Source organism: Nostoc sp. CCY0012, assembly GCF_963920855.1.
Taxonomy (GTDB): Bacteria; Cyanobacteriota; Cyanobacteriia; order Cyanobacteriales; family Nostocaceae; genus Cyanocohniella.
In genome coordinates this window covers 57,077-71,742 of record NZ_CAWUDM010000002.1, presented here as the reverse complement: position 1 = coordinate 71,742, position 14,666 = coordinate 57,077, and the positions used below count along the sequence as shown (strand labels likewise).

Sequence of the window (14,666 nt, the reverse complement as noted above, 5' to 3'; positions counted from 1 at the left end):
TTTTTAGTTTAACTCTTAGCAACACTAAGTATTTGCACCGCACTCACTGTTTATGATTCCAACGTTCCGGCTGGACGAACAACCAGATGACGATGCGGTTCCTTACCACGACTAAAAGTTTCTAAATCTTGAAATTCCTTAAAGAAGGTATGGATTTGTCGCCGTTCAGCGGAACTTAGAGATTTAATTTCCACTTCTTGACCAGAAGAACGGACTTCATCGGCTGCGGCTTCTGCCATTACCCGCATTTCCGCTTCTCTTTTAACGCGGTAGCCATTCAATTCAATTGTATAAGAAGCTTGCTCCCCTTCGGGTTGGCTGAGGTTTAGTACAGAATTAGCTAAATACTGAATCGCATCGAGCGCAGAGCCATCAGTGCCAATTAACACTTGGATTTGTGTTGGTGTGAGATTGCTTTCGTCAATGGTCAACCAGTAATTATCTGGTTCCGGAGAATCGCCATCTTGAAATGGGGAAACTTTTAACTCACCCCTAATCTCAGTAGATATTTTAGTTAGTTGCAGCAGTGTTTTTAACCACTGCTGCCCTCTTTGCATGGGACTATCGAGCATCATCAACCTGTAGTCTTTTTCTTAGAACTCTTTGGCTCAAATGGTAAACTTTTTTGTTCTGCTGTTACTTCTTTCTCCTGAGTAGCTACAATCTTTTGCAGTTCCTCTGGTAGAGGTTCACGAGAAAGAATATAAGTTTGCAGTGTCTGGAAAATATTACCAATTACCATATACATCAGTACCCCAGCCGGTAGGGGGAAGAACAAAAACATCCCAGAAAAAATAACTGGAGTGATTTTGTTAACTGTATCTTGCTGTGGGTTACCACCACTGGAATTTTGCCCAGACAGCAATTGGCTCACATAAAGGCTGATCCCAAAGAAAACGATCATCGAGACAATATCCCAGTGGACTTGACCGTCAGGATCGATGGCGCCAACTCTACCTAAGGCATCAATGAAGAGAAATCCTTTATCTGCTGCTAGTCCGGGGATTGTGCCTTGAATTGTCACATCTCCTGGCTCTAAAGCTTCTATATTGCCCTCAGCATCAATTTTGATTCTTTCTTCGCCTTTGGTGATTTTCCATTGAGGAAGCAAATTATTTTCTGGGTGTTCTGCTAGAAGCAACTGAAATGGTTTACCTTCTAGAGTCTGATATTGAATCTTAGTTTGTTCTCCCACGGCTAATTTATTGCCTGCGGGAAGAATAGCTGTAACCCTTGTGCGTTCCCCATCAGCAATGTAGATGTTTTGGGGAGCTGTAGCAAAGGCTTGGGGTTGAATTCGTTCGATTTGTTCAGAGGGAAAAATTTGCAGGTTAACGCTGTAGTTCACACCAGCAAAAGGCGATCCCCGCAAAGTGGCAAACAGTGCCAACAAAACTGGCATTTGCAGCAATAAAGGCAAGCATCCTGCCAATGGGTTGCCAAATTCTTTTTGGACACTCACCATTTCCTCTTGCTGTTTTTGCGGATCATCCTTATACCGCTCTTTGATTTCTGCCATCCGCTTCTGCATCAGAGGTTGTACAATTCGCATCTTTCGCATATTGCGAATTGAACCAGCACTCAGGGGATAGAGCGCAAAGCGGATTATCAATGTCAAGGCAACGATCGCCAATCCATAGCTAGGCACAATTCCATAGAAAAAATCTATGATTGGCAGCATCACGTTGTTCGAGAGAAACCCGATACCAAAATCCATTATTCTGAATTCAACCTGAGTTACTGTAAACTGAACTGAATCTAATTTATCTAAATCAAGATTCCTCTGTGACTATCCTACGCTACGGATAGCCGCACTTTCAAAAATTGGGAGTGGGAAATCGGAATTTGCGATCTTCACAGCGTATGCCGCCCAGCTAATATTTTAGATTGCAGTTTCATCCAAAATCTAAAATCTAAAATTCCTCCCACACCCTACTCTCATCACTTCTTAGCAGCACCGCTATATAGGGGATTTTTAGCTGTAACTCTTTCATTGATGTAGTCGTATGTTTCCCGAAAGTTGGGTACAGCCCGCATTTCTAGACGGCTACCATTTCTTAGCGTTAACACCATATCTCCCCAAAAGCCAATGCCACGGGGAACTTTGACGATTTTGACCACTTCTGAATAAATAATGTCAGTGCGATCGCGTCCTCTCCAACCCCCAATCACAGAAATTCGGCGGTCAGTGATGCGGAAGCGCAGCCACAATGCTCTAACAATTGCTCCTACTGCCAAGGGTAGACCCACAACAGTGAATCCAATTAAGACGTTGAGGATTAAGTCCCCGATATGGGGGCCGCCTTCATAATAAACTTCTTCACGAATGCCCATCAAATACCTCAGCTTTTACCAACAACTGCTCTAATTCTTGCAGAAATTGTTGGCTTCCGCACGTAGATTCTGCTGCTGTTGGTTTGACAACAATGACTAGACGCCAGCCTGGAGATAATTTCGGCAGTAAATGCTGCAAAGCAGAGGTAATTTGGCGTTTAATTCGGTTACGCACTACTGCTCTTTTACTGACTTTTGTGCTAATCGAAATCCCAAATTTACTGCTAGCAACCTGTTTTGAGACAGTTTCTTGGTTGGTGTTGGCGGTAGCATCCAAAGAATGTTTACTTGAATATGACGGCTTTAATGCTCTCAATGTGAAGTGAGAACTATGTCGCCGAATCCCTTCCCGGAAAACTGCCTGAAAATCTTGGCGCGATTTTAGTCGATACGCTTTGGGCAAAGCCACATCTGCTATTTTTGCTGTAATTGCCCTAGACGCTCAGACGATGACGTCCTTTTTTTCTTCTAGCCCTAATCACGTTTCTTCCGTCTGGTGTCCGCATTCTAGCCCGAAAACCAGAGGTTCTTTTTCTCTTACGGCAAGTGCCGCCCAGGGTTCTCTGCATATCGTTCTCCTCTAAGGCGATTTTTATAAAAAGTCACAATCTATGATTTTATCACTCTACCAGCAAATTGGTAAATATAGTTGTAAAAAAGTGGTCAAAAGTCAATGCATCTTCATAAATTGCCACTAACAACTGACCACTGAATAAATGCCTAAGAGATGCTCAATATCCAAGTTCCTACGTAACGTAGCATTGGCACTTCCCCTGGGGAAAGAACTTGACAGTTGAAATGATACATACCACCAAAGGCCGGATTGCGGACGTTAGAGAAGACTATCTCTACTAGTCCACCTGCGGGTACTGGCTCTTCGGGAAAGATTTCCAGGAGGCGACTTTCTTGGTTCCACTTCACCTCTGCCAATGGCACGTTTTTTCCTTTATACTTGACCTCAATTTTATTGGGATCAAAAGTTCCTTTATAATAATCTGGGTAAGTAACAGCAAACTGAGCAACAGCCAATTTCATTCTTTGGGCGGGAATTCTCAGGTTGTAACGATCCCAACCATTAGCTTGTCCGCCATAATCTAACCGAAAAGGTAGCTGATTTTCGCTTTTAACACCGCTAAATAGTGTAAACCCTGGTAAGCTTTGCGCTCCAGTTATGGCGGGAAAAGCAGCCAGTAAACTGCTAGTCACAGCTAAAGCCGAAAGTAGTCTTAAAGGTAAGTGTTGTCTAGAAATTCCAAATCGCATAGTTACGCTCCTCCACCAAAAAATTACGTCTGTTATTTAAATCACCCATATTCAGCCTGCGTCAATCAAATTTACTAGTGGCTGTTTGACAACTGACGTGTCATGAAAACGAAAAGTGCCGTTACAATACTACCGAGAGATGCTAGTAATATTACTATGTAATCTATTTAAACTTGATTAGACTTTAGGGAAATTAGCCTCACTTTTCTAGCGCCGTCGTCAAATGCCACTTGCAGAGAAAAATAGTAGGATGAGATTGTGTTTCTAAATATGTATAAGTGTATCTTAATTTAAGATTTTTGTTATAAAAATTGAGATGACTAGACAGCGATCGCCGATTAACTTGAGATAGATTGATTAAAACCAGCTTGAATCAAAGCGGCAATCATTAAAAAATAACTGAGAAATTATCAAGCTGCCAAATATAAGCAAGGAATAGTCCAATTTTGCAATCCCTAAAACAAGCTAAAGACAAAGATGTAAATGTGAGAATCAACTTAGGATTTGCAATATGTAACCCTATTTGTAACTACCAGCAAGTGTGACATCTGCAAGTGGCAGAGTAAGGCTATGTCTAGATAATTAACAGTGGTATAAGAAAAATTCAAGATTCTATCTAGAAAAAGCCATCGCAGACAGATACTGCCCTAAATGATGAGTAAAAGACATCCCTAAGGGGAAAAATTGCATATTTGCCAGAAATAAAGGTATTTATCTCCAGGAGATTTCATGAGAATAGCAGTTGCTAAAGAAATAGAAGTTTGTGAACGTCGTGTAGCATTAAATCCTGACACCGTTGCCCGGTTAGTCAAACAAGGTTTAGAAGTATGGGTAGAAACAGGTGCAGGAGAGCGCTCTTTTTTTAGCGATTCTGCCTATGAAGCAGTAGGAGCGACAATTATCAGTGATACTGCTCAATTATGGAGCCAAGCAGATATCCTGTTGAAAGTTAGCCCACCCCAAGAGCGAGAAAATGGGGGATCAGAAGTTGAATTACTCCGGGAAGGATCTGTATTAATCAGCTTTCTCAATCCTTTGGGAAATCCCGTTGTGGCGCAGCAACTAGCTAACCGCAAAATCACCGCCTTGAGTATGGAAATGATCCCCCGTACCACCAGGGCCCAAAGTATGGATGCTTTGTCGTCGCAAGCTTCATTAGCAGGTTATAAGGCAGTATTAATTGCCGCAGCTGCATTACCAAAATATTTCCCCATGCTGACAACAGCCGCAGGCACCATTGCCCCAGCTAAAGTATTTATCATGGGTGCTGGCGTGGCCGGATTGCAAGCGATCGCCACCGCCAGACGTTTGGGTGCAGTAGTAGAAGCCTTTGATATTCGTCCCGCCGTCAAAGAAGAAGTGCAAAGTTTAGGAGCAAAATTCGTCGAAGTCAAACTCGAAGAAGAAACAACCGCCGCTGGTGGCTACGCTAAAGAAATTTCCGAGGCTAGCAAACAACGCACTCAAGAAGTTGTGGCCGAACACGTAAAAAATGCCGATGTGGTAATTACTACAGCCCAAGTGCCTGGAAGAACAGCACCAAGACTGGTGACAGAAGAAATGGTGGCACAGATGAAACCAGGTTCAGTGATTGTCGATTTAGCTGCCGAACAAGGTGGTAACTGCGCCTGCACAGAACCCGGCAAAGATATTGTTTGGAATGGTGTGACAATTATTGGCCCCATCAATTTGCCATCATCCATGCCGGTTCACGCCAGTCAGTTGTATTCCAAAAACGTGACATCGTTGATTCAATTATTAGTTAAAGACAAAGCTTTACAGGTAGACTTTGCCGACGATATTGTTGATGCGGCTTGCATTACCCATGCTGGTGAAATTCGCAATCAACGGGTAAAGGATGCGCTACAGGCTGTGGATAATCAATTAGTTAGGGACTAGGGACTAAGGACTAGGGACTGGGTACTGGGAGATAGGAAGAAAGCATTGTTTTTAACCTCTAGCCTCTAGCCCCTCTCATTTACATACAAGGAGTTTTAATTTCATGACAGAGGCATTACTTGCAGCTTTGTTTGTATTTGTTCTGGCATCTTTTATCGGCTTTGAAGTCATCAACAAAATACCACCGACTTTACACACACCCTTAATGTCAGGCTCAAATGCAATTTCTGGCATTGCTGTACTGGGAGCAATAGTAGCGGCTGGTGCTAAAGAGACAAGTGTCTCAGTGATTCTCGGTTTGATTGCTGTAGTCTTGGCAACAGTTAACGTAGTTGGTGGTTTTCTCGTTACAGATCGGATGTTACAAATGTTCAAAAAAAAGGAGATTAAGGCGTGAGCGACTTTTTACCAACTGGGATACAGCTGACGTACTTAGTCGCTGCATCCTTATTCATCCTGGGTTTGAAAAAACTGGGTTCCCCAGCTACAGCACGGAATGGTAATGTCATAGCCGCAGTGGGAATGCTACTGGCCATCGTGGCGACACTGCTGGATCAGCAAGTGTTAAACTACCAAATGATTTTAATCGGCTTGGCCATTGGGGCTGGGATCGGTGCGATCGCCGCTTACAAAGTCCAAATGACGGAAATGCCCCAAATGGTGGGTTTACTCAATGGATTGGGTGGTGCAGCTTCTGCCCTCATTGCTGTGGCTGAATTTTGGCGGTTAATCGGTAGTTCTCAACCCATACCACTGGATGTCAACATTTCCATTTTGCTGGATGTATTAATCGGTGGTGTCACCTTAACTGGTAGTTTTATCGCCTTTGCCAAATTGCAAGGTTTAATCAGTGGTTCCCCCATTAAATTACCTTTCCAGCAACCATTTAACCTTTTACTTTTAGCAGCTTATATAGTAGGCAGTGTCTATTTAATCATCACACCCGATAGCTTACCCATATTCTTTGGAGTGGTGGGAGTTTCTTTAGTTTTGGGTATCATGTTCGTTCTCCCCATTGGTGGGGGGGATATGCCTGTGGTAATTTCGCTGTTAAACTCCCTATCTGGGATAGCAGCAGCCGCAGCCGGATTTGTGGTGATGAACAATATGTTGATTATCGCTGGCGCACTGGTGGGGGCTTCTGGTTTAATCCTCACCCAGATTATGTGTAAGGCGATGAACCGTTCATTATTTAGCGTATTATTCGGTGCGTTTGGTGGGGCGGTGGCTGGTGGTGCTACAGGCGCTACAGGTGCTACAGGTGATCAAACTGTTCGCAGCATCGACGCTGAAGAAGGCGCAATGATGTTGGGTTATGCTCGTAACGTGGTGATTGTACCTGGTTATGGTATGGCTGTGGCCCAAGCACAGCATAGTGTTCGGGAATTGGCAGATCAGTTAGAACGCATGGGCGTTGATGTTAAGTATGCCATTCATCCAGTTGCTGGTAGAATGCCTGGTCACATGAATGTGTTGTTGGCTGAGGCGAATGTGGCTTATACGCAGTTGTATGACATGGATGATATCAATCCTCAATTAGAAGCTGCGGATGTGGCTTTGGTCATTGGGGCTAATGATGTAGTGAATCCGGCGGCGCGTAGTGATGTAAATAGTCCAATTTATGGTATGCCGATTTTGGAGGTAGACCGGGCGAAGCAGACAATTGTGATTAAGCGCGGGATGAGTACGGGTTTTGCCGGTGTAGATAATGAGTTGTTCTACAAGGATAAAACTACAATGCTGTTTGGTGGTGCTAAGGATATGGTTTCTAAGTTGGTTTCGGAAGTGAAGCAGCTATAGACTTAGGACAAGCTTGGCATATATAGATTTTGTGTAGGGGTGCAGTAATATGTATGTACCCCTTTTGTATTGATACTAAGTTGGGTTCAAACATAATATTCCTACTCCCTATTCCCTACTCCCAGCCCAAGTTACGATCTTTGACCTCTGTGTCTCTGTGGTTCGTTGATCATGCAATGGATTTTAACAACAACTGAACAACCACCAGATTGGTTCGTCCAAGTGGTGAAAAAATATACGCCTGCATCCAGTGGCAGATATGCAGCCCAATTATTCTGGCAACGGGGAATAAAAGATCATCAACAATTAGCCGCTTTTATCAACCATCAAACTTATCAACCAGCTAGTCCCTTTGAATTTGGGACAGAAATGCAGCTAGCCATGAAAAGGTTGCAACAGGCTCGTCTTGCTGGTGAAAAACTGGCTATTTGGGGAGATTTTGACGCTGATGGGATAACTTCTACTGCTGTTTTATGGGATGGTTTAGGACAATTTTTCCATCAAAATACGCAGTTAATTTACTATATTCCCAATCGCCTCACAGAATCCCACGGACTCAACTATCCAGGCATTGATAAGTTACATCAACAAGGTTGTACATTAATTGTTACTTGTGACACTGGTAGCACTAATATTGCAGAAATTATTTATGCCAAACAGTTAGGGATAGATGTCATAGTTACAGACCACCACACTTTACCTGAAGAACGCCCACCAGTTACAGCAATTATTAATCCCCGTTATTTATCTAACGAACATCAGTTATTTCACCTTTCTGGGGTGGCGGTAGCTTTTAAATTAGTAGAAGCCCTTTATCAAACATTACCCGACGTTCCCCAACAACCTTTAGAAGATTTATTAGATTTAGTAGCAGTAGGATTAATTGCTGATTTAGTACAACTTAGTGGAGATTGTCGCTACTTAGCACAATTGGGCATTCAAAGACTCCAAGCAGATTTTCAGCAGCCAGTAGCAGCACGACGACGGCCAGGGGTAGGGCGATTATTAGAATTGTGCCAAAGAAATGGCGATCGCCCCACAGATATTTCCTTTGGTTTAGGGCCGCGCATTAACGCTGTGAGTCGTATCCAAGGTGATGCTAGTTTCTGCGTCGAATTATTAACTAGTCGAGATGCCCAACATTGCTATCAACTAGCCGAAGTTACAGAAATAGCCAACACCCGCCGCAAGTCTTTACAAAAAGATGTCCAAGCGCAAGTAGCCCAAAAACTATCGCAGTTAGACTTATCAACCACCAGTGTCATTGTCCTAGAAGATGCCCAATGGCCTACAGGTGTATTAGGTTTAGTGGCTGGGCAAATAGCACAAGAAACAGGTTGTCCCACAATTTTATTAAGCACCGAGAACGTAGCCACAGAATCTCCCCCCTCATCTCCCCTAGCCCGTGGTTCCGCCCGTTCAATCAATGCGGTCGATTTATACCAATTGGTAAAAGAGCAAGCTCATCTTTTACATAGCTTTGGTGGACATCCTTTTGCTGCTGGTTTGAGTTTGTTGGTGGAAAATATTCCCTTATTTACGGCGGTGATTAACCAACAATTGCGGCAATCTTTAGGCGCTACCACTCTCACACCAACTGTGCAAGCAGATTTGACAGTCAAAGTTGCCGACTTGGGCAAAGAATTATTTTTAGAATTGAAACTGCTAGAACCTTGTGGAATGGGTAATCCTGTACCAAAACTGCTGATTGAAAACTGCTGGTTTGAAAATACTTGGCATCGCAATCAGCAAGATTGGAAAGGCAAAAAGGTGCAATACATCAAAACCGACTTTGACATTCGGGATGATTCTACGAAAAATCCCTTTCCTGGGGTGTGGTGGGGACATTATAAAGATGAACTGCCCATAGGTAGGTGTGATTGCATTGCCGAACTGGACTACAACACCTTTAAAAAACGCTACGAAATCAGGTTAATTGCCGTTCGTCCGGCTACGGAATCAGCACCAGATCGCTACGTTAACATAACTGAAAACTCAGCACCCATCTTAGACTGGCGGCATCAGCAATTCTCAGAAATCAGCACGAAAAACGCAGCACTTGTAATGCAAGAGTGTCCTACTAGCTGGGATGATGTCCGCGCATGGTGGAGGCGGTGTCTAACATTAAGTTACCATCAATCACAACTAGCGATTCCTACGGAGCGCTTTGCGATCGCCTGGACTAAACCCCAACACCAATCACCCAGGCAAATTTGGTTAACCCTAGTGGGACTAGCCAAATATCTCAGTCGGACAAATCAATTAGTCACCCGCATCCAACTATTAGAAAAACTCGGCATCCGTGACCAAACCTTACATTTAGGACTCAAAGCCTTAAAACATTTAGGATTCACCATCACACGTCAAGATCGTGATTTACAAATTAGTTGGCATCCCACCACCACCTCAGAAAATGTTACCGACGCAGCCATCGCCAAATTTTTAGCCGCCATCAGCGAAGAACAATTTCAGCAAAATTATTTTGCCGAAGTTCCCTTATCTACCATCATGGCCATAATTAATACTTAGGAAAGGGAACAGGAAGAAGAAGCATTCCCCACTCCCCACTCCCCACTCCCTACTCCCTACTCCCCACTCCCCCTTGTCGTTCACACTTAAAACCCCGACTCTCCCAAGTTTGCATATCCACTTCAGCCAGTCTGGTGACATTTGAGCATTGTGGCTGAACAACCTGACTCAATACAGCCCACAGTAAACTGCGCGTTACATCTAATCCAGTTTTTAGCCCTGACTCATAGTTACCAGGAACACCATCTTCTTGGACAATCTCTGACTCTACCCAAATACCATGAGCGCCCAAAAGAATTTGTGCCATCCATTTAGCTCTAGGTAAGTGGGTTGGCGAAGTAATCAGTTTTACCTTATGTACTTTCCAGCGCCGCAAAATGGGAATCCCATAGTAAAAATTGTCAAAAGTGGAATTAGCGCAATTTTCTAACCAAACGTTTTGTAAAGCTGCTGCTTCTCGCTGAAAAATTAGCCAGATGCAGGGGTCTGGGGAACCCTGAGAAATTAAAATAGGAATTTGTGGATCTTGGGGGGCTTTTTGGGCAACATAAATCTCTCGGCGAATACTACCACCCAGCACAAATAAAGCACTTGTTGGCTGAGAAGATGCCCAAACTAGGTTAATCGTAGTGAAAATTAGCCAACACCCAAAGATTAGGCATAAACCACAAGTTATTTTTTGTAACAATTGCCACTGTTTACGGAATTTTCTCCCAAGATAAATTGATGAAGTTTTGGTAAATTTATGTCTCATAACATAGGTAATAAAAGCTTGGTTAAATAATGTCGATCAGGCCTACAATTAAACCAGCGAGGTGCTATCTTATAAAAATAATATAGGGTGTAAAGTTGACACTGATAAAAGTGTCACAATAATGTCATAGCAATGTCACAATGGCTTCATAGTGTTATTTTAGACTGTGAAAAAAAGCTAGCGATCGCAGAAATTATCGTTAATAAATTAGCCCAAAATTTTCTGCATAATTTTCAGGAGAAAAGCATGAAAGTAACATAACTGAAAATTGAGTATAAAAACTTAAAATTTCCCCAAAGCCTGATTGCTAAACTGTCAACAATAGAACTATTTCAACTGATATACATGAACCAATCTGCGAAAAGTTACTCGCCCCTCCAAGTAGCCTTGATTGGTGGAGCGATCGCCACGACTGCTACCATGTCCGTATTTGGCTCGGCTTGGACTCGCTGCGTTGTTGCCGCCCTACAAGATAGCCCGAAAGCATTAGTTGACCAAGTATGGCAATTGGTAAATCGTGAATATGTTGATGGCAATTTTAATCAACAAGATTGGATAGCCACTAGACAGAGCTTGTTAAGTAAAGAATATTCTTCTAATGAGCAAGCTTATGTAGCAATCCGCGAGGCTTTACAAACATTGGGAGATCCTTATACCCGGTTTATGGACCCCAAACAATATGAATCCTTGACCAGCCAAACATCAGGGGAAGTGTCTGGGATTGGGATTCGCATGGAAATTAATGATAAAACTCAGCGCCTCACAGTTTTAGAAGCTATAGAGAATTCTCCCGCCCTCAAAGCCGGGATCAAAGCAGGCGATGAAATTTTAGCTATTGACGGCAAACCCACTGCCCAAATGAAGGTGGATGATGCCTCCCAACTGATTCGCGGTAAAGCGGGTACTCCCATCACACTGCGACTAGGACGGACGGGGCAGACTGCTTTTGATATGAAGCTGACACGGGCGACCATTGAAGTGCCAACAGTCCGCTATACCCTCCAGCAAGAAGGAAATCGTCGTGTTGGTTACATTAGTTTACGCGAATTTAGTAGTCATGCCTCCGACCAAATGCGCCGAGCCATTCGTGATTTGAACAGTCAGAATGTTGATGCATTTGTCTTAGATCTGCGGGGAAATCCTGGTGGTTTATTAAATGCCAGCATTGAAATTTCCCGGATGTGGCTCGATGATGGCGGCATTGTCCGTACAGTTAACCGCGCCGGAGGTAGTGAGGTAACTAGAGCTAATCGCACCGCTCTGACACAAAAGCCCTTGGCAGTATTGGTAGATGGTAATTCAGCTAGTGCTAGTGAAATCCTCACAGGGGCGCTCCAGGATAATAACCGAGCTGTAGTGATTGGCAGTCAAACCTTTGGCAAAGCAATGGTGCAATCTGTACATGAACTTGTAGATGGTTCAGGTTTGGCAGTGACTATTGCCCACTACTACACCCCCAAAGGCACAGATATCAATAAAAAAGGAATTGTCCCAGATATCAAACTAGAGTTGACAGCAGCACAAGAGCGTCAATTGGCGTCTAATCCCAATTTACTAGGAACTCAAAACGATCCCCAATATACCCGGGCGATCGCGGCATTATCCAGTAAAAACTTTGCTCAACCTCCAATCAGCCCAACTAATCAACCTCTCAGTGCTGGTGCTAGGGAATTAAAATTTTAATATTAGTATTCTCTCGTCCAGAGTTTTGGAGTCACGAAAATCTCCTGATATTAAAGTTACAAAATTTTGGATGGGGAATACTAAATTAAGTAATCCCATCCCAAAATCTCACATTTATGAATCAGTCAATTGATGCAACCACTGCCAACAGCTTCTTGCCAATGGTATCCGTGGTTGTTCCCATTTATAACGGTGAAGCAGATTTACCAGAGTTAATCAATTGCCTGTTATCTCAAACCTACCCCCAAGACAGGGTAGAGTTTTTACTAGTGGATAATAATAGCAGCGATCGCACTTTCACTTTGCTGAAGCAATCTGCCGAAAGTTGTCCCATAATTCATGTATTCAGCGAAAATCAAATTCAAAGCTCTTATGCTGCCCGTAATGCGGGAATCCGTGCCGCTAAAGGCGAAATTGTCGTTTTTACTGATGCTGACTGCCATCCCCAACCACAATGGCTACACTCACTCATCCAGCCTTTTATCAATCCAGATGTGGTACTTGTCGCTGGTGAAATTGCCGCACTTCCAGGTAACACTCTGCTAGAACAACACGCCCAGCAGCAGGACACTTTATCCCAAAAGCACACTCTTGCCCATCCCTTTTGCCCCTACGGTCAAACTGCTAATTTAGCTATTCGCCGCATTGCTTTAGAAAAAGCAGGATTATTTCGTCCTTATTTGACCACTGGTGGCGATGCAGACATTTGTTGGCGGATTCTCAAGCAAAATTTGGGGCGTTGGGAATTTGCTCCTAATGCAATTATCCAGCACCGCCACCGGACGACACTAAAGGAACTGCAAAGTCAATGGCAACGCTACGGACGCTCCAATCGCTATTTGCATGAACTACATGGTGTAGATTTAATGCGAGAACTCACACTCAAAGAATACATTCATCGGCTATTACGTTGGTTATTGAAAGAAGTACCAAAAAATAGTCTCCAGGCGATCGCAGGTAAAGCCACCCTTGTGGATTTATTAGATACTCCTATTGGTTTATACAACGCCAGAGCGCGTGCGGTTGGTCAAAGAACAGCTAAATTGCCAGAGAATGCCAAAAATATAGACTGGCTTTAGGGACTTCTAACCCTGTGGGGGAGTAGGGAGTAGGGAGTAGGGAGTAGGGGGAAGACAACAAATATTATTTGAGTAAATTGGATAATTCTTTGGAAGTCCTTTAGAAAATGTCAATCAAATTCAATCAAAAACCAGTTTGGCACTATCTATTAGCCAAGAGCTACCAACTTTCGCTAAATTAAAGAAAGGTAAACTTTAGGAAATTGCCATGTCAGCACAATTGTTACTGGTAGATGATGAACCGGGATTGCGGGAAGCCGTGAAAGATTATTTACAAGAAAGCGGCTTCAGCGTTCAAGTTGCCAGTAACGCCCGTGAAGGATGGGATTGGATGCAGCAAAATACACCTGACTTAGTGATTTCTGACATCATGATGCCTCAGATAGATGGCTATCAGTTCCTGAAACAACTCCGAGAAGACCCCCGGTTTCAAACATTGCCAGTAGTATTTTTAACTGCTAAAGGGATGACAGGCGATCGCATTCAGGGCTACCAAGCTGGAGTTGATGCATATCTGCCCAAACCGTTTGATCCCGATGAGTTGGTGGCAATAGTAGCAAACTTACTATCTCGGCGCAACGCCAAACTACCAACAACCAGTGAAGACAGCGAAACTCCGGATCTTGCTGAACTAGCTAATCAGATTGCCCAAATTAAAGCATTATTAACCCAAAGAAATGCCATATCTCAATCACCAGCGCCATTTAAAATTGACTTAACCCCCAGAGAGCAAAGTGTTTTAAATTTGGTAGCTGAAGGATTGATGAACAAAGAAATTGCCCGACGTTTAGAAACCAGTGTCCGGAATGTAGAAAAATACGTCAGCCGTTTGTTCAGCAAAACTGGCACTAATAGCCGTACTGAATTGGTGCGTTTTGCACTAGAACATGGTCTTGCCAATTGACAAGCTTTTCAGGATGATAAAAAACCATAATCTGTGGCATCCTGCCTGCATAGGACGAGACAAGATGCCTACTCTATGAATTTTAGTTAATTAGTTTTCTGGTATTTTTGTCTCTAATAGTCCGAAATTACTGATAACGTCTGACTATTGAGCAATTTATTATTTTGACTTTTGACCTTTGCGTATTTCTATAAATCGAAGCAAAACCCTGGTTAGATCACTTGTACGGCAATTTCCATCTGCAAAAACTGTCACCTGCCCTAAAATGAAGGCATTAGTCTATGGCGTAGACACCCCAAAATCTTTGTAGTCTAAAGGGTGAGGCTACTTGTAGATGCTTTTTTGGCTTCTTAAAAGAGCAGAGTAAATTTGAGCTTGTCACCTGAGGATGAATTTACACAAGCCAATGTTTTGTGAGCGC

General features: G+C 43.2%; 14 protein-coding genes. 7 read left to right on the top strand and 7 right to left on the bottom strand.

From position 1 onward, the window contains the following. Nucleotides 1–50 precede the first annotated feature (50 nt). The 6 genes from ACM0OS_RS00950 to ACM0OS_RS00925 all read right to left on the bottom strand — a co-directional run bounded on the left by ACM0OS_RS00950 (nt 51) and on the right by ACM0OS_RS00925 (nt 3,597). Entirely contained in the window at nt 51–575 is a 525-nt protein-coding gene (locus tag ACM0OS_RS00950) for a protein jag (RefSeq protein WP_414541274.1), read from the bottom strand. Then, nucleotides 575–1,717, bottom strand: coding sequence for a membrane protein insertase YidC (yidC, locus tag ACM0OS_RS00945; RefSeq protein WP_414541273.1), 1,143 nt, complete (start codon nt 1,715–1,717; stop codon nt 575–577). The genes ACM0OS_RS00950 and yidC overlap by 1 nt, the downstream gene beginning before the upstream one ends. Before the next feature lie 224 nt (nt 1,718–1,941). Further along, nucleotides 1,942–2,334 carry a PH domain-containing protein gene (locus ACM0OS_RS00940; protein WP_414541272.1) on the bottom strand — a complete coding sequence of 131 codons (393 nt, stop codon included), beginning with the start codon at nt 2,332–2,334 and terminating at the stop codon, nt 1,942–1,944. After that, nucleotides 2,321–2,743 (bottom strand): ribonuclease P protein component, encoded by a 423-nt coding sequence (gene rnpA, locus ACM0OS_RS00935; RefSeq protein ID WP_414541271.1) that lies wholly within the window; start codon nt 2,741–2,743, stop codon nt 2,321–2,323. The genes ACM0OS_RS00940 and rnpA overlap by 14 nt, the downstream gene beginning before the upstream one ends. Before the next feature lie 25 nt (nt 2,744–2,768). After that, nucleotides 2,769–2,903, bottom strand: a complete 135-nt coding sequence (gene rpmH, locus ACM0OS_RS00930; RefSeq protein ID WP_088242947.1) for a 50S ribosomal protein L34 — start codon at nt 2,901–2,903, stop codon at nt 2,769–2,771. 151 nt (nt 2,904–3,054) lie between these two features. Continuing rightward, a complete protein-coding gene (locus tag ACM0OS_RS00925; protein WP_414541270.1) occupies nt 3,055–3,597 on the bottom strand; it encodes a DUF2808 domain-containing protein in 543 nt (180 codons plus the stop codon). A gap of 729 nt (nt 3,598–4,326) precedes the next feature. Between ACM0OS_RS00925 and ACM0OS_RS00920 the strand changes: the two genes are divergently transcribed. The 4 genes from ACM0OS_RS00920 (at nt 4,327) to recJ (ending at nt 9,825) form a co-directional block, all read left to right on the top strand. Next, entirely contained in the window at nt 4,327–5,496 is a 1,170-nt protein-coding gene (locus tag ACM0OS_RS00920) for a Re/Si-specific NAD(P)(+) transhydrogenase subunit alpha (protein ID WP_414541269.1), read from the top strand. A 103-nt stretch (nt 5,497–5,599) separates the two neighbouring features. Then, on the top strand, nt 5,600–5,893 hold the full coding sequence (locus ACM0OS_RS00915) for an NAD(P) transhydrogenase subunit alpha (RefSeq protein ID WP_414541268.1): 294 nt from the start codon (nt 5,600–5,602) through the stop codon (nt 5,891–5,893). Then, a complete protein-coding gene (locus ACM0OS_RS00910; RefSeq protein ID WP_414541267.1) occupies nt 5,890–7,296 on the top strand; it encodes an NAD(P)(+) transhydrogenase (Re/Si-specific) subunit beta in 1,407 nt (468 codons plus the stop codon). Before ACM0OS_RS00915 ends, ACM0OS_RS00910 begins: the two co-directional genes overlap by 4 nt. Before the next feature lie 171 nt (nt 7,297–7,467). Beyond that, complete coding sequence (gene recJ, locus ACM0OS_RS00905) at nt 7,468–9,825, top strand: single-stranded-DNA-specific exonuclease RecJ (protein ID WP_414541266.1); 2,358 nt, start codon at nt 7,468–7,470, stop codon at nt 9,823–9,825. Nucleotides 9,826–9,874: 49 nt separating this feature from the next. Here the strand turns inward: recJ and ACM0OS_RS00900 are convergent, their stop codons facing one another. Next, on the bottom strand, nt 9,875–10,579 hold the full coding sequence (locus tag ACM0OS_RS00900) for a YdcF family protein (RefSeq protein ID WP_414541265.1): 705 nt from the start codon (nt 10,577–10,579) through the stop codon (nt 9,875–9,877). Nucleotides 10,580–10,924: 345 nt separating this feature from the next. Between ACM0OS_RS00900 and ctpB the strand changes: the two genes are divergently transcribed. The 3 genes from ctpB (at nt 10,925) to ACM0OS_RS00885 (ending at nt 14,245) form a co-directional block, all read left to right on the top strand. After that, nucleotides 10,925–12,262, top strand: coding sequence for a carboxyl-terminal processing protease CtpB (ctpB, locus tag ACM0OS_RS00895; protein WP_414541264.1), 1,338 nt, complete (start codon nt 10,925–10,927; stop codon nt 12,260–12,262). Between the two features lie 116 nt (nt 12,263–12,378). Continuing rightward, nucleotides 12,379–13,341, top strand: coding sequence for a glycosyltransferase (locus ACM0OS_RS00890; protein ID WP_414541263.1), 963 nt, complete (start codon nt 12,379–12,381; stop codon nt 13,339–13,341). 208 nt (nt 13,342–13,549) lie between these two features. Then, nucleotides 13,550–14,245 (top strand): response regulator, encoded by a 696-nt coding sequence (locus ACM0OS_RS00885; RefSeq protein ID WP_414541262.1) that lies wholly within the window; start codon nt 13,550–13,552, stop codon nt 14,243–14,245. Nucleotides 14,246–14,666 lie beyond the last annotated feature (421 nt).

What these genes read in the sequence shown, in the direction of transcription:
- ACM0OS_RS00940 (WP_414541272.1), bottom strand. Translation starts at nt 2,334, where the DNA reads ATGGGCATTCGTGAAGAAGTTTATTATGAAGGCGGCCCCCATATCGGG.
- ACM0OS_RS00925 (WP_414541270.1), bottom strand. Translation starts at nt 3,597, where the DNA reads ATGCGATTTGGAATTTCTAGACAACACTTACCTTTAAGACTACTTTCG.
- yidC (WP_414541273.1), bottom strand. Translation starts at nt 1,717, where the DNA reads ATGGATTTTGGTATCGGGTTTCTCTCGAACAACGTGATGCTGCCAATC.
- ACM0OS_RS00915 (WP_414541268.1), top strand. Translation starts at nt 5,600, where the DNA reads ATGACAGAGGCATTACTTGCAGCTTTGTTTGTATTTGTTCTGGCATCT.
- rpmH (WP_088242947.1), bottom strand. Translation starts at nt 2,903, where the DNA reads ATGCAGAGAACCCTGGGCGGCACTTGCCGTAAGAGAAAAAGAACCTCT.
- ACM0OS_RS00890 (WP_414541263.1), top strand. Translation starts at nt 12,379, where the DNA reads ATGAATCAGTCAATTGATGCAACCACTGCCAACAGCTTCTTGCCAATG.
- ACM0OS_RS00950 (WP_414541274.1), bottom strand. Translation starts at nt 575, where the DNA reads ATGATGCTCGATAGTCCCATGCAAAGAGGGCAGCAGTGGTTAAAAACA.
- ACM0OS_RS00900 (WP_414541265.1), bottom strand. Translation starts at nt 10,579, where the DNA reads ATGAGACATAAATTTACCAAAACTTCATCAATTTATCTTGGGAGAAAA.
- ACM0OS_RS00920 (WP_414541269.1), top strand. Translation starts at nt 4,327, where the DNA reads ATGAGAATAGCAGTTGCTAAAGAAATAGAAGTTTGTGAACGTCGTGTA.
- ctpB (WP_414541264.1), top strand. Translation starts at nt 10,925, where the DNA reads ATGAACCAATCTGCGAAAAGTTACTCGCCCCTCCAAGTAGCCTTGATT.
- ACM0OS_RS00885 (WP_414541262.1), top strand. Translation starts at nt 13,550, where the DNA reads ATGTCAGCACAATTGTTACTGGTAGATGATGAACCGGGATTGCGGGAA.
- recJ (WP_414541266.1), top strand. Translation starts at nt 7,468, where the DNA reads ATGCAATGGATTTTAACAACAACTGAACAACCACCAGATTGGTTCGTC.